Below are 25,689 nucleotides of genomic sequence, written 5' to 3'. Positions count from 1 at the left end.
TTAATTACTTTTCGAGTGTAGCCTTATAGTTGGCCACCGCTTTGTATATGCTGGTTGCCATTTTGTTTTGGCCGGTTTCGCTCACCAAATAGGTTTTGTCCGTGCTGTTGGTCAAAAAACCTGTTTCTACCAAAATACTTGGCATGGCGGTTTTCCATAGCACCAAAAATCCGGCCTCTTTTACGCCCAAGTTTTTGCTGACTTTGGTTTTTTCTACATTGGTTTGTATGCTTTCGGCCAACTTTAAACTTTGGCTTCTATACGCATTTTGATAAAGGCTCAAAATAATGTGCCCCTCATCGCTGTTTGGGTCAAAGCCAGCATATTCCGAATTGTCTTTGTAGTTATCCTCGAGTGTTATAGCATTGTTTTCTCGCTTGCTTACGGCCAAGTTTCCTTCGTTTTTGTGCAACCCCATTATGTAGGTTTCTACACCCCGCAGCGAGGTCTCTTGGTGTGCATTGCAATGCACCGAAATGAATAAATCGGCCTTGGCCTCGTTGGCTATGCTGGCTCTTTTCCAAAGCGGAACAAACACATCGCTATTTCGAGTATAAATTATTTTAACACCCGGAATGCTATCTTGTAGCATTTTCCCAAGTTTTTTGGCAATTTTAAGGCTGATTTCTTTTTCATTGGTAATTTTATCAGATGCCAAACATCCGGGATCTTTCCCTCCGTGGCCGGCATCTATCACAATGGTGTTTAACGATATTTTACCAACTTCCAACGGAATAGTATTTCCACTGACCATTGTTATGAACAAAATGGCCGTTAATGCAATAGGTTTAACAAAATTGTTGCTTTTCATAAGTCACATATATGCTAAAAACCAATAAAGTATTCCGAAATTTGCACCCACCAACTTTAAATGGTTTTGTTCAAAAATATTGTTGAGGCTTCATTACTGCGGTTTTTCGGCTCCGGAGTTATCCTAATGCCTTTTTTTATTGTCTTTTTTTCTGCACAAGTCTTTGCCCAACAATCAGATACTCTAAACACATTAACGAAAGATAGCCTGACCACGGTATCAGGAAACAGAGATTCGCTAAAAGTGGGGTTAAGACCAAGCAAAGGCGGGCTTAAAGTTCCGGTAATGTATGATGCCGACGACTCGGTAAAGCTCGACATGAAAGAGCAAAAGGTTATTCTTTATAAAAAAGCCATTGTTACTTATGAAGACATGAAATTAGAGGCCGACTACATCGAGCTTAGTTTTAAAACCAACGAAATATATGCAAAGGGATTGCCAGATAGCAGTGGAAAGGTTGTGGGCAAACCCATTTTTACCACTGATGGAAGACCTTTTAATGCAGATGAGATGTGGTATAATTTCAAAACAAAAAAGGGTATTTCAACTGGGGTAATTACTACCGAACAGGGCGGCATTATTCGCGGAGAAAAGGTGCTTAAAGACTCTGCGAACAACACGTATATAAAAAATGCCACCTACACCACATGCAACGCCGAACACCCACATTTTTGGATAGAAGCCAAACGTTTTAAAGTAATTCCGGACAAACAGGTTGTGAGTGGCCCTGCAAACTTGGTGGTAGAAGGCGTAAACACCCCATTGGTGCTGCCTTTTGGGTTTTTTCCGTTGCACAAAGACCGCTCAAAGGGTTTGGTGGTTGGCAGCTACACCAATCAAGATAGATGGGGCTATGGCCTCACCGATTGGGGCTTTTATTTACCCATGAATCAATATTCTGATGTATTGCTTAAAGGCGATATTTACCTGCGTGGCAGTTGGGGTTTGGGAGCCACAGCTCGTTATAAAAAACTGTATAAATATGATGGCTCCATCAATTTAAAGTACAACAAATTTTTGGAAGGTGAGAAAAACACCTCTGAATATGCAGTTCAAAACAACTTTTTGTTTGAGTGGATATATCGGCAGGATGCCAAGGCTAAACCCAACCGAACGTTTAACGCCAACGTGCGGTATGTTACCAAAAATCAACAACGCTATAATGCCAGCGATATTAACGACTTGGTAAACAATTCGGCCAACAGCAGTATATCATATAATCGAAGCTTTTTTCAACGAAAAATAAATATGACTTCTTCCGTGCGGGTAGATCAAGTGTTGAATACAGGAAGTCTGAACATCACCCTGCCCGACATCGGCATATCGGCCAATAGAATTTTGCCTTTTAAAAATGCCGAATTTGCGAAAAAAACAAAAGGTTTAACCAGTTTGGGTATTACCTACAACTCAAAATTGATGAGTAAGGTAAACACCAATCAGGACTCTGTTTTTAATGCTTTTGGCCGAACCATTGAGTTTAATCCAAACTTTTTGGAGAGCATTCAAAGTGGCATGCGACACGACATTTCGGTCAATACCTCATTTAGTTTTTTAAACTATTTCAATATCACTCCAAGTTTTAATTACAACGAATTTTGGTATTTAAAAACCACCGAAAAAATATGGCAAGGCGATTCTGTTTTTAATGATTTTAACAATGGATTTAGTAGGGCATATAAATACTATGGCGGCTTTTCGCTCAGCACCAACATATACGGAATGAAAGATTTTAAAGGCAAAATAAAAGCCATTCGGCACGTGGTTCAGCCATCGGTTGGTATGAGCTTTAGCCCTGATTTTACTTCGCAAAAATTTGGATATTACCAATCGGTGCAGTCCGACACTACGGGTAGATATACAGAATATTCCATTTTTGAAAATGGCATTTTGGGTGGGCCGAGCGGCAAAGCTCAAGCTGCTCTCATTTTTGGTGTCAACAACTCATTAGAAATGAAAATTAAAACCAAAATTGCCGATAGAGACACTGTTCAGAAAGTGTCATTAATTCAAAACCTGAGAGTAAACGGAAGCTATAATTTTATTGCCGATAGTTTAAAACTCAGCAATTTAACTATTAGCGGCTTTACTACATTATTCAGGTATATAAACCTGACGGCAAATAGCACGCTTAACCCCTATTTATCTGCATTTGACACTGGCAGAAATCAATTTGTTTCGATTGACAAATATGCCTTTAGCGAGAAAAAATTAGGCACTATTAACAGTTTTTCGCTTCAATTGGGTACCAACCTTTCATCCAATATGTTTGCAAACAAGAAAGACAAAACAGAAAAATCCATGCCACGCAATCCGTATGTGGTTGACTTTAGTGAGGCTTGGAATGTGGGTATCTCATATATTGGAGGTTTTCAAAAAAGTATTGCCACCAACGCCCTTTCTCCTAATAAAACTCTCAATTTTTCAGGAAGTCTAACATTGACTCCCAATTGGCAAATAGGTTTTGAATCGAACATGGATATTATTCGACGAGAAACCGTATCCAGTTTTGTTTTTACACGAAAACTGCATTGCTGGGGTTTTGTGTTCCGGTGGGTACCAACGGGGCCATATCGCCAATTTTCATTTGAGTTGAAACCCGATGCATCTATGCTTAAAGACTTGCGTATTAAAAAGCGAGATACCTGGCAGAATCTAAATTAGAAACCATATTCTAACGCAATTTGACTGTAAAATAGGTTTAACGTGGGCCAATGCCGGGCACACCTGCATCGGGTCGAACAGTGCCACTTGTGGGGGCTTTATAAAGGTTGCAATCCGTCTCTATGGTAAACTCAATATCCGGTCGTTCAAAGTCTGAATGACTAATGTGTATGTCTTTATCATCCCACACTTTTTTCATAAACAAACCATAAATAGGCAATGCCATGTTGGCCCCTTGACCTAATGCAGTACTTCTAAAATGCACCTGTCTATCCTCTGCTCCCACCCAGCAACCAGCCACCAAATCGGGCGAAATGCCCATAAACCAACCGTCACTGTTATTTTGAGTAGTCCCTGTTTTTCCACCAACCGGAAACGGAACGCCATATTTAGACCGCAACCTTGTGGCTGTTCCGCCTTCTGGCACTTTTTGCAACATTTTGCACATTACGTATGCCGTTTGCTTGTTCATGGCCTCCACAGTTTTAGGTATAAATTCTTCCAAAACGTTACCGTTTTTATCTTCTATTCGCGTAATGTAGATTGGCTCTGTCCAAACCCCGTTGTTGGCAAAAGCTGCATAAGCCCCCACCATTTCATATACCGAAATATCCATAGTGCCAAGACAAATAGAAACGTAGGGCATAAAATTTTTGGTGTCAATGCCCAAACGGTCGCTAAAATCTTTCACTTTACTGGGCGAGTTGGGTTCCATTCGTTTCATTACACGAGCGGTAGTGGTATTTACGGAATGTTTCAAACCATCATATATTCGCAATGGGTCTCCTGGCGGTCGGCTGGAGTTTTGAGGCGACCATATTTGTCCGTTTTCTGTTTCGAACGTTACGGGCCCAGTGCTAACAAGCTCGCATGGTTGAATAACTTGGTCTTCAATGGCTCTGGCATATACTATCGGTTTAAACGTGGAACCTACCTGCCGAGTGGCATATTTATTTACATGGTCGTATTTAAAATGCCTAAAATCTATGCCGCCAACCCACGCTTTTACAAACCCTGTTTTGGGGTTCATGGCCATAAAACCTGTGTGCAAAAGCATTTTATAATGCTTCAATGAGTCGATTGGACTCAGCATGGTGTCGCGAGTGCCATTCCAAGTAAAAATGGTCATTTTAACAGGGGTTTTCATTATGCGGTCTATCTCCACATCCGATTTCCCAGCGGCTTTGGCTTGCTTGTATTGGTCAGTTTTTTTAATATTTTTGGGTATGTAATTTACATCTTCTTTCCACAGCACTTCCTCATCTCGCCAAGGGTTTACTTTGCTGTCTTTCACTTCTTTATAAAGACTGGCTTGCAGACTTTTCATGTGATTTGCAACAGCATCTTCGGCATACTTTTGCATCTTACTATCAATAGTGGTGTACACCTTTAGGCCATCCTCATACACGTCATAGCCGTTTTTCTTGCACCACGCTTTCATGTATTGATGCACTTGTTCTCTAAAATAGGTGGCCGAGCCATAATTGTGCGAGGTATAATTATAATCCAGCACTATATTCAAAGCTTTTAGGCTGTCGCATTGTTTTTCGGTTATGTATTTATATTTCTCCTTTTGGTTTAAAACAGTATTTCTAACCCGCTTAGCATTGTCCGGATTTCGTTTGGGGTCGTAAGTGGTCGGTGCTCTAAGCATGCCCACCAACACGGCAGATTCTTCTGGTTTTAAATCTATTACATCTTTATTAAAATACGTTTTTGCTGCCGATTTTATTCCATAACTGTTGCCCCAAGGTACGGTGTTGAAATACATGGTAATGATTTCGTGCTTGGCATATCTCTTTTCTAGTTTTACGGCAATAATCCATTCTTTAAATTTTTGAATAATTCTTCCCACCTTTGATTTTGGAGGGTCATGAAAAAGATTTTTTGCCAATTGCTGACTAATGGTGCTCCCCCCCCCATCGCGGCCTAATTTGGTTACGGCTCGTATCACCGCCCGAATATCTATGCCACTATGCCTATAAAAACGGGCATCTTCGGTGGCTACAAGAGCATCTACCATGTGTTGAGGTATGTCGGTGTAATTTATGTTCGACCTATCTTCTCTACGATAAAGTTTGCCAAGCATTGCCCCATCTTCCGAGTATATTTCGGTGGCCAAAGCCGTTCGAGGATCTTCTAATGTTCTGATGTTGGGCATTTTACCCCACCACCCCAAACTGATAGTAAACATGAAAACCAAAAACAGCCCAAGTCCGATGAAATACCACTTCCAAAGTCTGTTTAGAGATAATGATTTTGTTTTCTTTTTAGAAGTTGCCATGTTTTACTCAATATAATTCTGAACGAAAAACTGTGCATAGGCATCAGCGTCCGTCTCCTTGAGCAAAATACGGAAATTGTCTTGAGAAATAATGTAATTTTCGTAGGCTATTATTCCCAAATCTTTGTAGAATATGTCGTTTTTAATAAACTCGACGTAATATTTTTCGGCAGCACTTTTATCATCAAAATGCTGAACGGCAACTACATTTTTAGACCCAATTACATAAGAATTAACTCTCAAATTTTCAGAGTTGTGATTTTTCTTGTTGTAATCATTAAACCCCGCCAACACCATTGATTCTGCAACGCCATCGTACATACAAATAAAATAATGTTTTGCCCCTGGTTCAAAAGTATATGCGGTTTGGAGTGGTTCGCTACCCAAACCACTTTTTTTCTCTTTCAATAATGCCAGCGTATAGTCGGCCATGTTTGCTTCTGCCGAACCTGGATATAAATCAACAATCTTTTGCAAGGCCTCCTTGTAGGCCACTTCCCCTTCCGTTTTTCCGGTTATTAAAGCACTCAAATAATCAAACTTGGCCTGCAACGCATTTCCGGCAAAATCGGTGGCGGCCTTGTTTATTACATTTTTTGCTTCTGCATAGTTGCCTGATACATAAGCATTATACGCTTGCTCATACATCTTATTAACCTTGCTGCTACCCAATTTCTCGGCTTGCTCTCTATTGTTCAAAACAATGCTGTGCGGGTCGTTTGGATAATTCTGTTTTAACAACTGTGCATATTCTGCTGCCTTATCTTTATTGCCCAATTCTGTTTCAATTTTGTATAACTTGAAGTAAACGGTGGGTTTGTAACTGCTTTTAGGAAAACGAGTCAGTAAATCTAAATAATACTTTTTGGCAGTAACATATTCTTTCAAGTCCTCTGCATAAATATCGCCCGCTCCCACAAGTGCCTTCTCTATTTTTGCCAATGCCACGGCTTTTGCCTCATCCGAAAACGGAATGTCTTTATAATATTTTCGTTTGTCGGCATCCACACCTTCCAATTTTTCTTTTGTCTTTGGGTCTAAATTGGGGTCATAACTTACCACGTTTTTAGGGCCATCGGTTGTGTCTTCATCGGTTTTAGTGTCTGAGGTTTGAATGCCGCGTTGCATGCTGGCATACCTCCACAGGTCGGTTTTGGGTCGTGTTCCCCATTTTCTTTGAAAATCATTTGAACCGCGTGCCACCGCCGATTGGTTGTAAAAATACCAAGACCCTCCAACGGTAGCATTGTTTACCACCTTGTTTGGAGTATTGAATGGATCAGATGAAATTGGTGTTCCGTTTTGCTGATTTTTTCGTTGTTCTTCTGCCTGCTTCAATGCTTCTTCTTTGGCAATTTGCTGGTTAATCTTTTTCTCCAACTCTTCTTTCGAGAGTTCTGAAAGTTTTATTAGGCTGTCCTGCTCAAAAATAGTAACTAAGTTTTCAATCAAATCGGTCAACACAATTTGTCTGGCCTTGATATTTTCATAATCCGGGCGGGTGGAAGATACAAACATGGCGGTGCTGTCGAAATATTTTTGTGACTGCACAAAATTCTTTTTTTCAAAGAAAATGGTAGCCAATTTTAGGTAGCTATTTGCCTTTTGATCTTTGTTTTTGGTGCTTTTTTGTGCCGAAAGTTGATAATACTCTATGGCCAAATCCATGTTGTTGTCGAGCATTTCTAAATTGCCCAGCTCAAAATAAATCTGATCTTGATAATCTATGTTTTTATCATCTTTCAACATCTTCTTTAAATACTTGCGGGGAGCTTTCAACGAAGATTCAGACGATAGGCCAATTGTTTTTATCAAACCCAAGTTTGCCTGAAATGCCAAATCATACACGGGGTTCAATTTGGCTGTAGCAATAAATTTTTCTTTTGATTTTTCAATCTGTTCGGTTTCTAAATACAATTGAGCCAATATGAAATTATATCTGGCCTTATCGTTTTTCTTGCCGGTCAATTCCAGTGCTTTTGTCATGGTTTCGATGGCCTGCGAATACTTAAATTGCTTTATGTATATCTCACTAGCTATCAAATAAAATTGTTGTTCCAATCGTTTTGGAAACGCTCCATCTTGTTTTATAGATGCCATTATAGCCTCGGCATCATAATATTTTTCCTGCATGATGTAAGACAACAAAATACCCAATTTGGCATCGTATTTTTTCTCACCGTTTGGATATTGGCCAATTACATATTGAAAGGTTTCGATGGCTTGTATGGGTCTGTTTTGATAGAGTTGTGATAGCCCGATAACATACCAACTATCGTCAACCCAACGGCTTTTGGGGTGCCTTTTAATTACCTTAGTACATTTTTTTTGAACCTCTTCCATGGTTCCTTTTTCGCCTTCACGTTGGCTACCCGTACCCCACGGAAATACATCTATTACTTTGGTAAAATCATCTACATGGCTTTCTGACAAACTCTTTACAGTAGATTTTACTTTTTCCTTTGCATGAAACAGCCCATTGTATCGGGCATTCATGTTGTGCCAGTTCTTTTTCAACCAAGATTGCTTAGTTTGAGCATAAGATACTTGAGAGACAGCAATCAATAGACATACTGCCAAAACCAGTTTATTTATTATAGTTTTTATCACTATTCTGCTCTGAAATGTGTTTTAGTTATAACTTTGAAACCGCAATTATATTTTATATTACCGTATTTTTAGTCACCGCATCTCCACAAATATTATGAATCTGGCTCGAATTAAGGAATTTCTTACCACAAAAATGCGAAATCGCTATCGTTTGATTATTCGAAACGACAGCAGTTTAGAAGAGAAAATCACCATTACCTTAACTCCTCTCAACCTTGTGCTGCTGTTTAGTGGTTTGTTGGTGTTTTTCTCTGTTATAGCCATTTTTATTTTGCCCGCCACTCCTCTTCGCAGCCTGATGCCAGGAGGTACTGTTACCACATCTGCCGAAATTAATAAACTTTATAAAATTGTTGACTCATTAGAAGCCGACTTAGAAGCCGCCGAAAGACAAAACAGAATTCTACACCAACTTATTTTAGGAAACGATTCGCTTACTCAAACATACAACTATCATTCCGCTTCCGATAACGACATTTTCCGTTTTGCATCTTTATCCAATAGTCAATCTGGCTCCATGCAGCACCAAGCAAGTTCTGCAAGCACCACCACCGTGAATCATTTCTTTACACCTTTAAAGGGAATTGTTACCGATACGTTTGACAGACACAGAAACCATGAAGCCATTGACATAACTTCCAGCTCAAATGCCTCTGTAAAAGCCACACTCGACGGAACCGTGGTTCTTAGCTCTTGGACTCCCGAAACCGGACATGTAATAGTTTTGCAACACACCAACAATTTCATCTCTGTTTACAAACATAATTCTGTTTTACTAAAACAGCAGGGAGCCATGGTAAATGCCGGCGAGGTCATAGCCATTATGGGGAATTCTGGAGAATTAACTTCGGGGCCACATTTGCATTTTGAATTATGGAACAACGGACAAGCAGTAAATCCAAGAGATTATATAAAGTTCTAACAGTTTATTAATTTTGTAGATATGTTATCAAGTAAAAAGAAAGAACACAATACCATTCAACCTGGCTCCATTAATGTGGTAGGTGCCGACACCGTGGTTGAAGGAAATATAGTTTCCAAAGGAGATATTCGGATAGACGGAACTTTAATAGGCTCTGTAAAAACCAGTTCAAAACTTGTGCTGGGAGCCTCGGGCAAAATCGAGGGAGACCTTGAAGCTAAGTCAGCCGACATTAGCGGAAAAATAAAAGGGAACCTAAAAGTAAGTGAAATTCTTTACCTTCAAAGCTCCTCCTCCATTTTGGGTGATATTGTTACCGACAAATTAGTGGTAGAATCAGGTGGCGAATTCAACGGAAAATGCGAAATGGGAAAAAAAGCCATTCCGATTGACTCGGCAAACAAATTAAAAGAAGCCATTGGACAATAGCTCCTCAAAAAACTATCTAAAATACTCCGGCATTGCCTTTCAAATGATTGGCACTATACTGGTCTTGGTTTATGCAGGTAGGTGGGCAGACAAAAAACTCAACCTCAAAACCCCGTGGCTGACACTTTTGGGAGCCGTTTGGGGTGTAATTATTAGCATGATTTATCTTTTTAGAATCGGTTCAAAAAAAGACTGATTTAGTCTTGGTTAAAATTGAGCTTTTAAACACCTTTGCACCCGCAAAAAGCATGGGTATTTTTAAAAAATTTTTTCCGGGACTTATCATGGTTACGGCACTATCAATTGCAATAATCATTACCATTCATACATTCATGAATAAACCCATTGATGTTTGGAATTGGCTATCACTGGCCTTTTTCTTCCTACTTACCTTGGGAATTTCTACCTTTCATAACCGCATGACAACAAGCAACAACAAAACCTTTATGAGCCTGCTGTATGGCAGCATGGGTTTACGATTTATTTTTAGCATTTTTTTTATCGTTATATATTTGATTTACAATGAGATAACTGACAAACTGGTGGTAGTAATCTTTCTAATTTTATATTTATTATTCACATCGTTTGAATTATTTCATTTAGTAACTAAATTGCGAGCCGAAAAACAAAGGGATATTAATGTTTCAACACTCTGATAATAAGCAAATTACAATGCAATTCAGATTCATAAAAATCACTCTTATTGCGATTATTTTCGCTTTCTTCAATGTTTTTGCCAATGCCGAACATACAGAAGAGGGACATGGAGAAGCAAAAGAAACGTTCAATGCTGGAGAAATGATCATGCATCACATTGCCGATGCACACCAAATTCACTTTATGACGCTCAAAGCCGAAACCGAAGACCCCAATCATTTGTCCATTCCTCTACCAATTATTTTAATTGATGGTGGTATAAAAATATTTAGTTCATCACACTTCTATCACACCCCCGTTCACTTAGCCAAAGGTCATGGATACGAGCATGGCAACTACATAATGGTGGATGAGGTTATTTACAAAAAAAATGCCGATGGAGGTCTAACCTACAATGAAAAAGGAGCTATAGAAAATGCCAAACCCCTTGATTTTTCGATAACCAAAACCGTAGTTGGTCTGTTGCTTACCACATTTTTAGTTTTGTGGCTTTTCATATCTGTTGGCAGAGCATATAAAAAACGGGGTCATGGGGTTGCTCCAAAAGGTTTGCAATCTCTTTTAGAACCTCTTATTATTTTTGTTGAAGAGCAAATTATCATTCCATCTATTGGAAGCAAAGCGAAAGCTCGAAAATTCACACCCTTTCTATTATCTGTTTTCTTCTTTATCTGGATTGCCAACTTATTAGGTTTAATGAGCTTTTTGGGAGGTTACAACGTAATGGGATCGTTGGGAGTAACATTGGTTTTGGCCATTTTTGTTTTGATTATTACAAACATCAACGGAAACAAGCATTATTGGAAACATATTTGGTGGCCAGATGGCGTTCCGGCGATTATAAAAATATTGATTTTAGTACCCATCGAGGTTATTCAAATCGTATTAAAACCTGCCGTATTAATGATACGTCTCACGGCCAATATTACGGCAGGACACATCATTATATTAGCCTTTACCGCTTTGATTTTTATTTTTGGACAAAGCAGTGCGGTAGCGGGTTACAGCGTGGGCATAGGCTCGGTGCTGTTTATGGTGTTTATGTTTGCCATAGAGTTGTTGGTTGCATTTTTGCAAGCGTATGTGTTTACGCTATTGTCGTCGCTATACTTTGGTTCGGCAGTAGAAGAAGCACATCATTAAATTTTGTAAATTTTATTTAACACATAATAATTTTTAGAATTACATGGAATTACTTACAGTATTGTTAGAAGCAGTTGCCGCTCATGGATGGGCAGGCGTTGGGGCTGGTATTGCCGCGGTTGGTGCCGGTATCGGTATTGGTAGAATTGGCGGTTCAGCACTTGAATCTATCGCCCGCCAACCAGAAGCATCAGGCGACATTAGAGCAAACATGATTTTGGCCGCCGCACTTATTGAAGGTGCTGCACTATTTGCCGTTATCGTTTGTTTGTTGGTTGTATTGAATCAATAATAAGAAAATTTAATATCTTCGGGAGAAACAAGTTTCTCCCGAGGTTTTCTTATTATTCAAAACATTAACAAGTTAAATTTATGATTTTATTAAATTTATTAGCGGCTCCGGTTGGTCTTATATTTTGGACCACGTTGGCATTTGCTATCGTTTTGATTTTGTTGAAGAAATTTGCGTGGAAACCAATTCTTAAAACATTAGACGAGCGAAACGATTTCATTTCTAAATCGTTAAAAGCAGCCGAAGATGCAAAAGCTCAGATGAGCCAATTGAATGCAGACAATGAAAAATTGTTGGCCGAGGCTCGCTCTGAACGCGAAAAGATTTTAAAAGAAGCTCGCGAGACAAAAGAAAGCATCATTGCAGAAGCTAAGAAAACGGCCACCTCAGAAGGCGAGCGTTTGATTAATACTGCCCGTGCCGAAATTGAAAAAGAAAAGGCAAATGCAATGAGCGACATAAAGTCTCAGGTTGCAGCCTTATCTATTGATATTGCCGAGAAAGTATTGAAAGCTGAATTGTCGAACAAAGACAAACAAGCCCAGATAGTAGAAGAACACTTAAAACAAGTTCAATTATCGTAATATGTCAAGCAGAGTAGCTTCGAGATACGCAAAATCTTTGTTGGAATTGGCTCAAACCAATGGTTCGGATGCCGCTGTTTACAGCGACATGCAAGCTATTGTTGACTTAGCAAAACAAAACAAAGATTTTAGCGAATTATTAAACAATCCGGTTGTTAAAGCTTCGGATAAGTTGGCGGTTATCAAAAAAGTGATTTTAGATACCAACCCGCTTACCGTGCAATTAATTGAATTGGTTGTTGACAAAAAGCGAGAAAATGAGTTGGTGAATATCGCCGACGACTTCATTTCCAAATTTGATGCTCAAAAAGGGGTAACCAAAGTATTGGTTCGTTCAGCTATTTCGTTGGATGATGCCACACTGCAAAATGTGAAACACTACCTTAAGGGCATCGTAACCAATGAAGAAATACACATTGAAAACGTTGTTGACCCATCGGTTTTGGGCGGCATGGTTATCAAATTTGAAGACAAGCTACTCGATATGAGTGTAGCAAAAGAATTAAAAGAAATTAGAAAGCAATTAATTTACAATTAATAGGTTATGGCTCAAATAAGACCGGATGAGGTTTCATCAATTATTAAAGAACAACTTTCAAATGTTCAGTCGGCTGTTCAACTTGAAGAAGTAGGAACAGTATTGCAAGTGGGTGATGGTATTGCCCGTATTCACGGACTTAACAATGTTAGATCAGGTGAACTTATTGAATTTGAAAACGGCACAAACGCGATTGTACTTAACCTTGAAGAGGACAACGTGGGTGCTGTATTGTTGGGGTCTTCTGCCGAAATTAAGGAAGGAGATACCGTTAAACGTACAAATCGTATCGCTTCTATCAATGTAGGTGAAGGAATGTTGGGTCGGGTGGTTGACACTCTTGGAAAACCTATTGATGGTAAAGGAGATATTCAGGGTGTGGTGTATGAAATGCCTTTGGAGCGAAAAGCACCGGGTGTTATCTACCGAGAGCCTGTAACAGAGCCTCTTCAAACAGGTATTAAGGCTATTGATGCCATGATTCCAATTGGAAGAGGACAACGGGAGTTGATTATCGGTGACCGTCAAACAGGAAAAACTGCTGTGGCTATCGATACCATCATCAACCAAAAAGAATTTTACGACAAAGGGAAGCCCGTTTACTGTATCTACGTTGCTTGCGGACAAAAGTCATCTACCGTAAAACAAGTAGTAAAAGCCTTGACCGAAAGAGGAGCAATGGATTATACAGTGGTGGTGGCTGCAAGTGCTGCCGACCCTGCTCCGATGCAGTTTTATGCACCAATGGCAGGTGCTGCTATTGGCGAATATTTCCGCGACACAGGTCGTCCGGCTTTGATTATTTACGACGACTTATCAAAACAAGCGGTTGCTTATCGTGAGGTATCGTTGCTTTTGAAACGCCCTCCTGGCCGCGAGGCATACCCCGGAGACGTTTTCTACTTGCACTCTCGTTTGTTAGAAAGAGCGGCAAAAGTGAATGGTTCTGACGAGATAGCTTCTCAAATGAACGATTTGCCGGATAATCTTAAACCATTGGTAAAAGGCGGTGGCTCTTTAACAGCGTTGCCAATTATCGAAACTCAAGCCGGTGACGTATCTGCCTATATTCCTACCAACGTAATTTCTATTACCGATGGTCAGATATTCTTGGAAAGTGATTTGTTCAACTCGGGTGTTCGTCCAGCCATTAACGTAGGTATTTCTGTATCGCGTGTGGGTGGCTCGGCTCAGATAAAATCAATGAAAAAGACATCAGGAACACTTAAACTTGACCAAGCCCAATACCGCGAGTTGGAGGCTTTTGCCAAGTTTGGTTCCGACCTTGATGCGGCCACAAAAGCGGTGTTGGATAAAGGTTCAAGAAACGTGGAAATATTGAAACAAGGTCAATATTCTCCTCTAAGTGTTGGCCAACAAGTAGCCATCATTTATTTGGGAACAAAAGGTTTGTTGAGAGATGTGCCCGTAAATAAAGTGAGAGCTTTTGAAACAGAATATCTTGAAACTTTGGCAAAGAAAAGCCCAGAAACATTGAGCCAATTGAGTGCCGGAACGTTAACAGACGACATCACCAACACTTTGGAACAAATAGGTGCTGAAGTTGCCAAAAATTTCGCAGCTTAATAATATAATCTATTATGGCCAACTTAAAAGAGGTTAGAAACAGAATATCGACAACTCAAAGCACGCAGCAGATAACCAAAGCCATGAAATTGGTTTCTGCAACAAAATTGCGAAAGGCTCAGGGTGCTATTACCAAAATGCGTCCGTATGCCGACAAGCTAAATGAGATATTGTCGAACTTGGGAGAAAGTGCCAAGGATGATGACACACTGAAAGCCTATTTTCAGTATCGCGAACCTAAAAAAGTGCTGGTCGTAATCATTTCGAGCGACCGCGGTTTGTGTGGAGCTTTTAACTCAAACCTAATAAAAGCTACCAAAGGTTTGATTAACAATCGGTTTAAAGAAAATAACATTGATTTTGAATTGATGTTTCTTGGCAAAAAAGCCTACGACTCCTTTAAAAAAGGAGATTTTAAAACCGATACATCAAAAATGGCTCACCTTTTAACATTGGATGCCGCCAGCACTTTTGATGTAGCCGAAGGCATAATCAACCGATACAAAAATGGCGAGTTTGATGAGGTTCGGATTGTCTATAACCAATTCAAAAATGCCGCTACTCAGTATGTTCAGGTAGAAAAAATGTTGCCCGTAGAGATGGAGAAATACAACCATGATAAACCAAAATCTGCGAACAACGACTACATTTTCGAACCCGGCAAAACAGAGATTTTGTATGATTTGGTGCCACGTGCGGTAAAAACACAACTGTTTAAGGCTTGTCTTGATTCTCAAGCATCGGAGCATGGTGCCAGAATGGTGGCCATGGATAAGGCAACAGAAAATGCCGGAGAATTGATTGAAAAACTGAAGCTTAAATACAACCAGGCACGTCAAGCCGCCATTACCGGAGAAATTCTGGAAATTGTGGGTGGTGCGGCAGCCTTGGAAGCGTAAAACTTTGTATAACATTGACTAAAAAGGCACTCGTTTGAGTGCCTATTTTTTTTTGAAAACTCCTTTCGTCATTCAGAACACAGCGAAGAATCTCACAAATTACCTTTCGACCTTGACTTACCAAATATGCACCACCCCTTCATACTCATATTCTCGGCCATTTAAGTCGATAATTTTGGATTTGTACATGTAAATGCCGGGCATCAACTCTTTGTCTATCAAACGGTTGGGGTTGTTTGATTGCACCACCGTTTGCCCAAGCCGATTGATTAGTTGAAAGTCGATGCTTTTGATATACTCCGATGGAACAACCACAAAATGATCGTTTAAACCGTCGGTTCTGCCGGGCGAAAATGTGTTGGGTATAAAAAAATTAAAATCCGATTCTACCATGATTCTCTTTACCAACGTATCCACACAACCATGCTGCGTTTTGGCCACCAATTGCACCAAATAATAGCCCGGATGGTCAAACCTTTGCGAAACAACCGGCGAATTGTTCCAAACCTCATCCGCATTTTGGCCAAACTTCCAAAAACTGCTGTCGGCATTGGTTGATTGGTTTTCAAATTCTATCAATAGCTCATCGGTGGCCGCAGGGTGGTGGTCGAAATCGGCTTGTGGCCACTCATCAACCAAAATTTTCACGGTGTCAGAATAATTTTTACAACCGTTTTGGCTTATGTGTTTATAAAACAGTTTATCGCCGTTCTTTAGATTTTGAACTGTTGTGTAGGTGCTATTTCCAGAATATATTTGGTTTTCGTTTTGATATAACCCATTATGAAAGTAATTGTTTGATGCCTGTATTTCTAATGTTTCGCCAGCACATATTGCCGCATTTGAAACCAAAATTTTTGTTGGTTTCATTATTTCCATTTCAACATTGGCAAGATAGCTACTTTCGAAACTTTGTGCCGCCGAGGGTGTCGATTTTAGCCTAAAACTGTATTTGCCCGAGTTTGTAAAAAATTTACCAACTGCAATCTTGAATACTTCAAATTGCTTTTGGCTTGGTAAACTATCAATTGCATGAAACCCTTCAAAATTTATGGAATCAGCCACTTCTAGTACATACACATTTCCCATTGGGGTAACAAAACGAGCCAAAAAAGGAAGTTTCAATGTGTCGGATTGGCAATAAATCTTCTCTGGAATTTTATAAAATTCAAACGGCGATTTAAAATGATTTATTTGATAGTTTGTTAAAACCACATCTTCATAATCAAAATAAATTCCTACCCTATTTTGCACTTGTTTTTCATAAAAAATGCGGTCTTTTAGTGCAATACTAAAACTAAAACTACCCATACTGTTTATAGAATCGGTTTTCTTCGAAGGCAGTTTAATATTATCAAAATACACCCACAACTCATTGTTTGTCAATGTGTAACGAAAATTGTGACTACTGCCAAGCATTTTTAATGTGGACAAATCAAAATCATCCGAAAGCGTGTCTCGCACCACAATATCTTGGGCATAATCCGTTCCTTCGTTTTGAAATTGTACAGTATAGGTTAATTGTCTGTCGATACTTGTAAAAACGCTGTCAGGCAGGCACGTTTTTATGTTTGGATCCTTGGCGGCCACCACTCTTAGGTTTATTTTGCGATGGTTATTTTCCTTTTTAATATCGTTTGTTGTATCCATTTCAACCTCAATCGATATGGTATCTCCGGCAGCATAGTTTAAATTTTTATTAAAATAAACTTTGAAGGTTTTTTGTTGGTAAATGGCCAAATTTCCAACCTCGATATGGTAAATCGAGTCATACACATGACTCAAAGCCGAGTTACTTTTTGAAAGATTGGGTAAGGTATTATCTACCAACAGTGCAACCTTTTTATTCGTCACAGGCTTTGTGCCATTATTTTTTACAATTACATTTCCCCAAAAATCTGAACCTCTTCTTACAGTTGAACCAACATTAAATACGATGTTTACTTCCAAATCATTTACTGGCTTCGCAAAATTTAAAAAATGATTGTCAAGATTTGCCTCCCCTGCTTTTAACACCACCGAGATGGTATCATGGCAGATACTTTGGAATAGTGATGTATCATTAAACAACGAAATTTTATGATTGCCCGAATCAAGCGGTATAAAATAAAAACCCGAACTTTCCGTAATTCCAATATGTTTATCTGAATCAACCGAAACGATTTGATTTTGAATGGGTAACGAAAACCCATCTCTCGCACAATTGCCCGAATCGCGATAAACATAACCGCCAACACCTGGCTTAAATCGGCTATACAGATTTATCGAGAAAATACTATCCGGGGTTATCAAAATGGAATCGGTGCTACAATCGTCAATAAAATATGGGTGTGGAAGCAGTTCAATAAAATATTTACCCTTTTTTAAATCAACACTAAACTGGCCGTTGGCTTGGGTTTTAATGATGTGTTGAAAGTTTTTCCCGGTTATTTTTAGGGTGCGTTGTATGCCCGAATTTTGTTCGTTGCTATCCTTTTGGCAATTGGCATTGGAGTCGATTATAACATTTCCGGCTATGGTGCCTCTAAAAATTAACGGGTCGAAGGCAAACGTAACCACATTTGCCGTCCAAGATGATTTTGGGCAGTAATTGTCAATAGCCAAAATGGGTACATTCAAATAATTGGTTTCGCTTACGCGATAGTCGATTTTGTCAACATCAATGCATACTTCTACGACAGTATTGAGGTAATGAAATCCATCTTCATAAGTTAGCGTTACCCCGCTGGGTAGTGGGGTTTCAATAATTTTTATTGAATCATAAAATGTCTGAGTTTGGGTTTTGTAGGGGTTCTCAACTACAGGAAAATTGAAGCAATTTTTTGTATTGGGTTGCTCAATTAACCTATGTGAAACTCCATTTACAAAAAGAGAACGATTTCCATTGTTTGGCATAATATGACAGATTAAATCTCTTCTTGTAACACCAATTAGATGAGCTTTCCCGTTTTCATCTTTTCTCCACTCCTCAATTTGAAACACCACAACTGATTTTTCATCACATTTGGTAGGATAAAAAATTATTTGTCCCGTTAATTTATTTAAATATAATCCAATAGGCGGGTTGGCACTAGGGTTTGTATAGGGTGAAGGAGGAATAAACATACTTGGAAGATACGTCTCAAATGGCCAAAAAAGACGTTTATTTTCGGGAATTGGTATTTCAAAATTTTTCTCATTCATAGGTCTTACAATTGAATAACTCAACGAATCATAATCCATAAAATCAAAACCGTCCACCGACAAATAATTAGAAGTATAACACATCAACTCCACCAAAGGTGGCAATATAAACTGTGGCGAACTGTTACTTGGTGCAAGACAAAAATTGAGGCTGCTATACGTGTAAAAATTACCGCTGTATCCGGTGGCTGCCGTATCATCTCGGCAGCAAAACCCCACTTCGAAACGCAATATGCAGTTGTTGCTATCAAACAAATGCACAAAATTGGCATCCATAATGTTTATTTTGCAGATATAGGTATGTGCTTCTTGCCCTGCCAAATTGGAGCCTCCACCGCACGGTTTTGAGGAATCGGGGCAAACCATGGTTATATCTTCAATGCCCTGCAATTGCATATTTACTGCATAAGCATATCCGGTTGTTTGATTTACAATTTTGGTAATTGAGGATGGATTGGGCAATGCATCGCCATCACATTTTTTGTAAAATACTGTTTTGAAAGTATAGCTATAAGCCGAATCGCAGGTATAGGTAATATCTGCACCCAAAAATCCATTGTTTTGAGCGAACAAAGTCATGGAAAAACTTTGCAAAATCAGCATAATTAAAGGTAGTATTTTCATAAAAATCCGTTCTCTCTACGACTCATTGTGCCTCCAATTCGTTGCAGTTTTTCAACAATTTCTTTTTTCTCTTTTCTTGTGGTAAATCAATCCTACCAAATATGCACCACCCCTTCATACTCATATTCTCGGCCATTTAAGTCGATAATTTTGGATTTGTACATGTAAATGCCAGGCATCAACTCTTTGTCTATCAAACGGTTGGGATTGTTTGACTGCACCACTGTTTGCCCAAGCCGATTGATTAGTTGAAAGTCGATGCTTTTGATATACTCCGATGGAACAACCACAAAATGATCGTTTAAACCGTCGGTTCTGCCGGGCGAAAATGTGTTGGGTATAAAAAAATTAAAATCCGATTCTACCATGATTCTCTTTACCAACGTATCCACACAACCATGCTGCGTTTTGGCCACCAATTGCACCAAATAATAGCCCGGATGGTCAAACCTTTGCGAAACAACCGGCGAATTGTTCCAAACCTCATCCGCATTTTGGCCAAACTTCCAAAAACTACTGTCAGCATTGGTTGATTGGTTTTCAAATTCTATCAATAACTCATCGGTGGCCGCTGGGTGGTGGTCGAAATCGGCCTGTGATGGGTCAAAAACCTGAACAGATTTGCTCATCGAATCAACACAAAAGTCTGTTTTTGCGAACAACGTAACGATATAATTACCAGCCAAATAACTGTGACTGTAATCATTTTTTGGTTTCTTATAGTCGAGCTTCATTCCGTCTCCCCACACAATGGCAACCTCAGAATTATCCGACATTTCGCTGCTCAAATTGGTCAGTTCTATCAAATAACCCAAGCATACATCTTGCGTTTCAAAGTCGGCTTTGGGCATTTTTTGTAAATCAAATGACCTAAAAATACTATCGGTACAGCCATCCTTTGTTATAAGATTAAGTTTTACACTGTATGTACCCGCTGTGGTATCTTGCAGGGTATGTTGAATAGACTGGGCTGTAATCTTTTTGCCAAAAAACTGCCATGTATATTTAGTGGTAGTTGTCACATTTTTGGACATCAAAAGCAATTCTTGGTTAGAACATAAGTCTGAATCTAAATCAAATTCAGCTTTCTCATAGGGATAAACCACCACACTTTTGCCCACAGTATCATTGCAAATGCCCGAACTTAATGCAACCAAATACACATTATGCGTTCCCACCGAAAGAGGTGTCTCCAACGAATCGGAGGTATATTCAGTATTGTCAACAATCCATTTGTATCCAACAATATCTCCCGAAATTTCTTTCTTAAATAAAAACTGGGCATCGTTGCTGCACGCCGCAAGTTTGTCGTTTATTATTTTGGCTTTGGGTGCAATGGCAATGTTTATGGCGGCAAACGATGTGTCTGAACAGCCCATCGTGTCTTTCAAAATAGCCGAAATCTGATAATTGCCGGATTCCGGATAACTATATTTTGGCACAGTTTTACTAAAAATGTGCTTACCGTTGTCAAAATTCCAATCAATTTGTTGAATATCGTGTTGCGTGTTCGATGTAAAAAAGAGTACCACCTCTTGTTCGGGACAAATATTATCCACCAACGAATCGATGGTAATTTTTGGGTTGATGCCAATTTCTATGTTTTGACTTGTTGAGTCAAAACAAATTCCGTTTTGTAGGCTCACTTTCATCAAATAGTTGCCATCCGCATAATTGTGCGAAGGATAACCGGAACCAAATGATACATTCGAACTTCCATCGCCAAAATTCCACAACAAAGTGTCTGTGGTTGTTCGGCCTTTTCCGAAATGTATGGTGGGCAAAAAGTCAATTTTTGAGTTTCCATAACATGTGTTTGAATCTGAAAAAATAGAAATAGTAGGCACCGCCCAAACCGTCATCAGCACCGTGTCCGTGTAGCTTTTGCAGCCATATTTTGCCTCGTGTTCCATGAACAAATTCATGCCATCCATCAAACTATCACTTTCAAATTCGGCCTTGTTCGACTCCAAAAGTTTAAGAGTGCCTGCAAACAATCGGTTGGTAAAATATGCTTCGTTCGATTTGACTTGAACCTTTTGTCCATAACAAATCTCTGTATCCGAAATCTGCAATTTGGCATCATTTAAAAGTTCTATATTGATGTTTTTTAGATAGGCCTGTACAAAACTTTGGGTCACTGCATCGGTTGATTTTATGCGGAAAGCATAGTTGGATGAGGAGTGTTGAAAATAGTCGGAAACCAATAGTTTAAACGTGTTTTGGGTGCTTGTAGAAAAAAGGGTATCAATGGCAGAAAAGGTGTTGTGGTTTCCTGAAGAATCGGTCATTTCCAAAATAAACATATTGTCCGCTATGGGTTTAAACCAAGCCACAAACGGAAGCTTTAGTGTATCTTCTTTGCAATAAACCTTTTTCGGATTTCCGACAAACTCCATAGGTGATTTAAAATGATTTATTTGATAACCGGTCATTACCACATCTTCAAAATCAAAATAAATTCCTACCCTATTTTTGATGAATGTTTCCTCAAAAATATCTTCTCTCAATTTGATTTTAAACGTAAAACTACCCATACATCTCAGCGAATCCGCTTTTTTGGGTGGCAGATTGATGTTTTCGAAATGCACCCATAGTTTATTACCATCAAGACTATAACTAAAGTTATGACTTCCTGTTTCCATTTGCAGGGTGGATAAATCAAATTTATTACTCAATGTATCCCGCACAATTACATCGGTTGCCGCTGCCGAACCATCGTTTTGAAACTGAACCGTGTAGGTCAACATTCTATCGGTGGTTGTAAAAATACTGTCGGGCTGGGCGGTTTTTCTGTTGGGGTCGTGTGGGCCAACCACTCTCAAATCTACCAAATATTCATTGTCGGCAGGAGTTACATCTTGTGCTGTATCGGTAACGGCATAAAACCGAATGCTATCCCCTACTTGATATGATGTGTCGGCGGTTAGATACATATAGTAGCTATTGGTGTAGCCCGGGTTGAGGTTGGTAAAATTCACTTCATAATTGCCGCCACCTTTGTATTTCCAGCCCGAATAACTTTTGTATAAATCGGGCAACGTGCTGTCAACCGACAAAATGACTTTGCTGGAGGCAACGGTATATGTGCCATTGTTTTTAATTTTTACATGAGCATAAAAAGGATGCCCACGTTTAATGGTTTTTCCGGAATTGAACGCAATGCTGACCGATACGTTTTGTTCCGGAACATGATAATTAAAAAAAGTGTCCACGAATTTGGTTTCACCTGCCGAAAAATGAACCGAAATGCTGTCTTTGCAGCGGCTTTTCCAGTGTGTGGTGTCGTTTACCAACGCAATTTTATAACTGCCCGTATCGATGTCGAACAAATAAAAACCATATTTATCAGTAACGGCATAATGGTTTCCGGGCTGAGCCACCACCATTTGCCCGGCCACGGGTTGAGTAAAACTATTGGTTTTACATTCTCCCGCTTCGGTAAAAACATATCCTGCAATGCCGGGCTTTAGTTGAGTAAAAAAATTGATGGTGTGAGTGCTATCTATAACAACCACTACCGAATCCTCAACACACACATCGTTGAACCATTGATTTGGTGCCAGTTTTACCTTTGCCAAACCCGATCTTAAACAAAGCTGATAGGTTCCATTTGCATTCACATATTGGTTTGTAGATGTTCCTGTAACCAAAACTTTTCTTTGTTGGCTTATGTTAATTTCTGATGAGTCTTTTTGACAATTCCCATTTATATCCAACACAACAGCACCTTCAACCTTTCCAAACTGGGAAAAATTCTTTATCAAAACTGTAATTATCTCGGTTGTAATGGCAGGTTGAGGGCAATGATTGTCCGTTACCGTTATAGGAAATTGAACATATCCTGTTTTAATAAGTTTTTCATCAACTTGAGTAGGGTCAATACAAATTTTGGCTGTTGGATTAATGTTTTTCGGATTGGTGACGGTCATGGTAATTCCGGCGGGCAAATCATATTGAATAAACTTAACGGTATCGGCCGAAGGGGTGTATGTGCCAATGGGTGCAACCTTATCTTCGGTGGTTACATTAAAACAATAAACCTCTTTTTGACATGGGGTTAAATCAATATCAACTATAGTATTTGTTTTTATTTTGGGCGGATTATTTTCATTGCATTGGCTAATGTTGTATTGCATATCGCGGCGGGTTACACCAATTATCTGCGGCACACCAATCGAATCTTTTCGCCATTCGGTTATTTCTAAAACGGCAATTGTTACCTCCGAACAATTTACAGGTGTAAAAACCAATCTTCCTGTCTCCTCATCTAAAAATAGGCCGATAGGAGGACTTGCATAGGGATTATTATAGGGTGGTTTTAAACTCCCAGGATAATAAACTGTAAAAGGATTATTGTAACTATAACTTCCGCTATAAGAAGTGTAAAGATTATATCCAGTAATTGGTGGTGCAAACCGATAGCTCAATGAGTCAAAATCCAAATTATCAAAGCCACCTACATTTCCATAATAGGGTTTATTACAACACAAAAAAGCAACAGGGTCGGTAATGAATTGAGGAGAGTTGTTTACCGGAGCCAAACATACATTGATTGTTGCGTAGGTGTAAAAATTTTGATTCGCCCCTCCAGTGGTTATAGTGGTGTTACGACAACATTGGCTTGTCTCGATACGAACTACACAATTGCCCGATGACAACATATTTCCATATTTACTGCTTTGTAAATCTACGTTTCCTATGTAAGTGAGTCGCTCCATACCGGCATTGGAGTATGTATTTGCCGGGTAACAGGGCTTTGAAACCGATGAACAAACTTGGGTAATGTCCTCAATACTTTGCAAGGTTAGCGTAATCCCAACCTTCGCACCAGTTTTGACATTTACCGCATTGGTCTGTGCAGATGGATTGGCCATGGCCGTGCCTGCACAATATCTGTAATAAACAATTTTCACGGTATAAGCATAAGCCGAATCGCAGGTATAGGTTATATCGGCACCCATTAAGTGCGTGGCAAACGTTTTTGTTGTTAATAGGGTAAGAAAACCCATCACAAGCAGGAGAACTATTTTTTTCATTTTAAAAACGTTTCTACAAATGTATTTAAACCTTATTAATGACCAAATGATTAAAGGTACTCTACTCCAAACTGGAGTCAAGCCATTCACACAATTGGCATCAATACGATTTAGAGACTCCCAATGAGTCCGATTCGTCTCACTTAAAATGAAGTTTTTTTAGGTCTTTTGCTTCTCCTTTTTTGCAGATGGAAACAAAATATTGTTTAGAATAAGCCTATACCCCGCCGAGTTTGGGTGCAAGGCCAAATCGGTTGGCGGTTCTTCTACCATGTGCCGGTAGTCTTCTGGGTCGTGGCCACCGTAAAAGGTCCAGGTGCCTTTGCCCATGGTGCCATGCAGGTAGCGAACTTCGTTGAGGGATTTGTTTTCGGCCAAAATGGTGCAGGTACTTTTTACAAATTCTTTTTTGAATGCGGTGGTTTGTCCCATAAATCCGGGTATCACTTTTAAATGATTTTGGGTTAATATGGTGGGAACGACATCCCACTTGGCTGAAAATTCGTTTAACACAAATACATCATTCTGCTCAGAAACCGGACGTGCATTGGGGTTTACATCGATGTTTGAATATTCATACACATACGGGTTCATTTCGAGCGTAAAATCTTTAAAGGCAAAGGTTTTTGCGTAGTCCAATTTGGTTTGGGCTTGTGCGTCAGCAGCATCGCCGTCGAACATTTCGGCACAAATATCCACTCCATCGGCGGCTAATGCTATATCGTAGCTATCGGTGGCCGAACACATGGCAAACATAAAACCACCACCTAAGGTGAAATCTCTAATTTTTTTGACTACGGCCAATTTCAAATCCGACACTTTTTCAAAGCCATGTTTGGCGGCCATTTCCTCTGCTTCTTTTACCTGCTCTTGATACCACGGTGCATTGCGGTAGGCTGAATAAAATTTGCCGTATTGCCCCGTAAAATCTTCATGGTGTAGGTGCAACCAATCGTAGAGGGGCAACTCTCCGTTTAGCACCTCATCGTCAAAAACAGTGGTGTATGGTATTTCGGCATAGGTCAGCACCATGGTTACGGCATCATCCCACGGCTGGGCAGTTTTGGGCGAATAAACGGCAATTTTTGGGGCAGTCAGCAGTTTTACAATGCTGGCATTTACCACCGGATTTTCAACCTCATCGCGGATAAGTTGTGCTTTTTGGTCGCTTATTTTTTGAAAACTTACACCTCGCAGCAAACACAATTTTTCGAATTGCTCAAAATGGTAGGTCATAAATGCCCCGCCTTTATAGTTGAGCAGCCACTCCACTTCTTTGTCAAATTCTAAAATAGAATAGGCTACCCCATAGGCCTTTAAGTGGTCTTTTTGCGACTCATCCATCGGTATTAATATATACTCGGCTTTTGCTATTTGCATCACCCCTATTAACACCATAAATATCCAAAGTTTTTTCATTGTATTC

Annotated in this window: 17 protein-coding genes; 11 read left to right on the top strand and 6 right to left on the bottom strand. The window is 39.5% G+C overall.

The genetic code is table 11. The features are described 5' to 3' along the window. Window positions 1–4: 4 nt before the first annotated feature. Window positions 5–754: an N-acetylmuramoyl-L-alanine amidase gene (locus H6607_02660; GenBank protein MCB9261265.1), complete on the bottom strand. Its 750-nt coding sequence runs from the start codon at window positions 752–754 to the stop codon at window positions 5–7. Between the two features lie 117 nt (window positions 755–871). Here H6607_02660 and H6607_02655 point away from each other — a divergent pair, with 117 nt between their 5' ends. Next, a complete protein-coding gene (locus H6607_02655; GenBank protein MCB9261264.1) occupies window positions 872–3,472 on the top strand; it encodes an LPS-assembly protein LptD in 2,601 nt (866 codons plus the stop codon). A 37-nt stretch (window positions 3,473–3,509) separates the two neighbouring features. Here the strand turns inward: H6607_02655 and H6607_02650 are convergent, their stop codons facing one another. Further along, entirely contained in the window at window positions 3,510–5,756 is a 2,247-nt protein-coding gene (locus tag H6607_02650; GenBank protein MCB9261263.1) for a transglycosylase domain-containing protein, read from the bottom strand. Between the two features lie 3 nt (window positions 5,757–5,759). Continuing rightward, the gene (locus H6607_02645) at window positions 5,760–8,366 is read right to left on the bottom strand and encodes a tetratricopeptide repeat protein (protein MCB9261262.1); all 2,607 of its coding nucleotides are present in this window, start codon (window positions 8,364–8,366) and stop codon (window positions 5,760–5,762) included. A gap of 94 nt (window positions 8,367–8,460) precedes the next feature. On the opposite strand from H6607_02645, the gene H6607_02640 reads away from it, so the two are divergent. The 10 genes from H6607_02640 (at window position 8,461) to atpG (ending at window position 15,417) form a co-directional block, all read left to right on the top strand. Then, window positions 8,461–9,288: a M23 family metallopeptidase gene (locus H6607_02640; protein MCB9261261.1), complete on the top strand. Its 828-nt coding sequence runs from the start codon at window positions 8,461–8,463 to the stop codon at window positions 9,286–9,288. A 21-nt stretch (window positions 9,289–9,309) separates the two neighbouring features. Then, the gene (locus H6607_02635) at window positions 9,310–9,717 is read left to right on the top strand and encodes a polymer-forming cytoskeletal protein (GenBank protein ID MCB9261260.1); all 408 of its coding nucleotides are present in this window, start codon (window positions 9,310–9,312) and stop codon (window positions 9,715–9,717) included. After that, window positions 9,707–9,913, top strand: coding sequence for an AtpZ/AtpI family protein (locus H6607_02630; protein MCB9261259.1), 207 nt, complete (start codon window positions 9,707–9,709; stop codon window positions 9,911–9,913). The genes H6607_02635 and H6607_02630 overlap by 11 nt, the downstream gene beginning before the upstream one ends. A 52-nt stretch (window positions 9,914–9,965) precedes the next feature. Continuing rightward, entirely contained in the window at window positions 9,966–10,373 is a 408-nt protein-coding gene (locus H6607_02625; protein MCB9261258.1) for a hypothetical protein, read from the top strand. Window positions 10,374–10,389: 16 nt separating this feature from the next. Further along, a complete protein-coding gene (atpB, locus tag H6607_02620) occupies window positions 10,390–11,517 on the top strand; it encodes a F0F1 ATP synthase subunit A (protein MCB9261257.1) in 1,128 nt (375 codons plus the stop codon). Between the two features lie 43 nt (window positions 11,518–11,560). Continuing rightward, entirely contained in the window at window positions 11,561–11,809 is a 249-nt protein-coding gene (gene atpE / locus H6607_02615) for an ATP synthase F0 subunit C (GenBank protein MCB9261256.1), read from the top strand. An 80-nt stretch (window positions 11,810–11,889) separates the two neighbouring features. Next, window positions 11,890–12,393 carry a F0F1 ATP synthase subunit B gene (locus H6607_02610; GenBank protein MCB9261255.1) on the top strand — a complete coding sequence of 168 codons (504 nt, stop codon included), beginning with the start codon at window positions 11,890–11,892 and terminating at the stop codon, window positions 12,391–12,393. Window position 12,394: 1 nt separating this feature from the next. After that, window positions 12,395–12,931, top strand: coding sequence for an ATP synthase F1 subunit delta (gene atpH / locus H6607_02605; protein ID MCB9261254.1), 537 nt, complete (start codon window positions 12,395–12,397; stop codon window positions 12,929–12,931). A 6-nt stretch (window positions 12,932–12,937) separates the two neighbouring features. Further along, window positions 12,938–14,518 carry a F0F1 ATP synthase subunit alpha gene (locus H6607_02600; GenBank protein ID MCB9261253.1) on the top strand — a complete coding sequence of 527 codons (1,581 nt, stop codon included), beginning with the start codon at window positions 12,938–12,940 and terminating at the stop codon, window positions 14,516–14,518. 14 nt (window positions 14,519–14,532) lie between these two features. Next, window positions 14,533–15,417, top strand: coding sequence for an ATP synthase F1 subunit gamma (gene atpG / locus H6607_02595; GenBank protein MCB9261252.1), 885 nt, complete (start codon window positions 14,533–14,535; stop codon window positions 15,415–15,417). Window positions 15,418–15,534: 117 nt separating this feature from the next. Here atpG and H6607_02590 read toward each other — a convergent pair whose 3' ends face one another. From H6607_02590 to H6607_02580, 3 genes are all read right to left on the bottom strand, one after another. Then, window positions 15,535–19,179: a hypothetical protein gene (locus H6607_02590; protein MCB9261251.1), complete on the bottom strand. Its 3,645-nt coding sequence runs from the start codon at window positions 19,177–19,179 to the stop codon at window positions 15,535–15,537. A gap of 137 nt (window positions 19,180–19,316) precedes the next feature. After that, complete coding sequence (locus H6607_02585; protein ID MCB9261250.1) at window positions 19,317–24,263, bottom strand: hypothetical protein; 4,947 nt, start codon at window positions 24,261–24,263, stop codon at window positions 19,317–19,319. A 159-nt stretch (window positions 24,264–24,422) separates the two neighbouring features. Beyond that, on the bottom strand, window positions 24,423–25,682 hold the full coding sequence (locus tag H6607_02580) for an asparagine synthetase B (GenBank protein MCB9261249.1): 1,260 nt from the start codon (window positions 25,680–25,682) through the stop codon (window positions 24,423–24,425). Window positions 25,683–25,689: the final 7 nt, after the last annotated feature.

This window comes from Flavobacteriales bacterium (assembly GCA_020635395.1).
In the GTDB taxonomy this organism is placed as follows: domain Bacteria; phylum Bacteroidota; class Bacteroidia; order NS11-12g; family UBA9320; genus UBA987.
Note: the sequence above shows the minus strand (reverse complement) of the source record. Positions and strands in the feature narration are given on the sequence as shown.

Bases quoted from the DNA above. Each gene is read 5' to 3' on its own strand.
- H6607_02660 (MCB9261265.1), bottom strand. From the start codon at position 754: ATGGTCAGTGGAAATACTATTCCGTTGGAAGTTGGTAAAATATCGTTA.
- H6607_02655 (MCB9261264.1), top strand. From the start codon at position 872: ATGGTTTTGTTCAAAAATATTGTTGAGGCTTCATTACTGCGGTTTTTC.
- H6607_02650 (MCB9261263.1), bottom strand. From the start codon at position 5,756: ATGGCAACTTCTAAAAAGAAAACAAAATCATTATCTCTAAACAGACTT.
- H6607_02640 (MCB9261261.1), top strand. From the start codon at position 8,461: ATGAATCTGGCTCGAATTAAGGAATTTCTTACCACAAAAATGCGAAAT.
- H6607_02635 (MCB9261260.1), top strand. From the start codon at position 9,310: ATGTTATCAAGTAAAAAGAAAGAACACAATACCATTCAACCTGGCTCC.
- H6607_02625 (MCB9261258.1), top strand. From the start codon at position 9,966: ATGGGTATTTTTAAAAAATTTTTTCCGGGACTTATCATGGTTACGGCA.
- atpB (MCB9261257.1), top strand. From the start codon at position 10,390: ATGCAATTCAGATTCATAAAAATCACTCTTATTGCGATTATTTTCGCT.
- atpE (MCB9261256.1), top strand. From the start codon at position 11,561: ATGGAATTACTTACAGTATTGTTAGAAGCAGTTGCCGCTCATGGATGG.
- H6607_02610 (MCB9261255.1), top strand. From the start codon at position 11,890: ATGATTTTATTAAATTTATTAGCGGCTCCGGTTGGTCTTATATTTTGG.
- atpH (MCB9261254.1), top strand. From the start codon at position 12,395: ATGTCAAGCAGAGTAGCTTCGAGATACGCAAAATCTTTGTTGGAATTG.
- H6607_02600 (MCB9261253.1), top strand. From the start codon at position 12,938: ATGGCTCAAATAAGACCGGATGAGGTTTCATCAATTATTAAAGAACAA.
- atpG (MCB9261252.1), top strand. From the start codon at position 14,533: ATGGCCAACTTAAAAGAGGTTAGAAACAGAATATCGACAACTCAAAGC.
- H6607_02590 (MCB9261251.1), bottom strand. From the start codon at position 19,179: ATGACTTTGTTCGCTCAAAACAATGGATTTTTGGGTGCAGATATTACC.
- H6607_02585 (MCB9261250.1), bottom strand. From the start codon at position 24,263: ATGAAAAAAATAGTTCTCCTGCTTGTGATGGGTTTTCTTACCCTATTA.
- H6607_02580 (MCB9261249.1), bottom strand. From the start codon at position 25,682: ATGAAAAAACTTTGGATATTTATGGTGTTAATAGGGGTGATGCAAATA.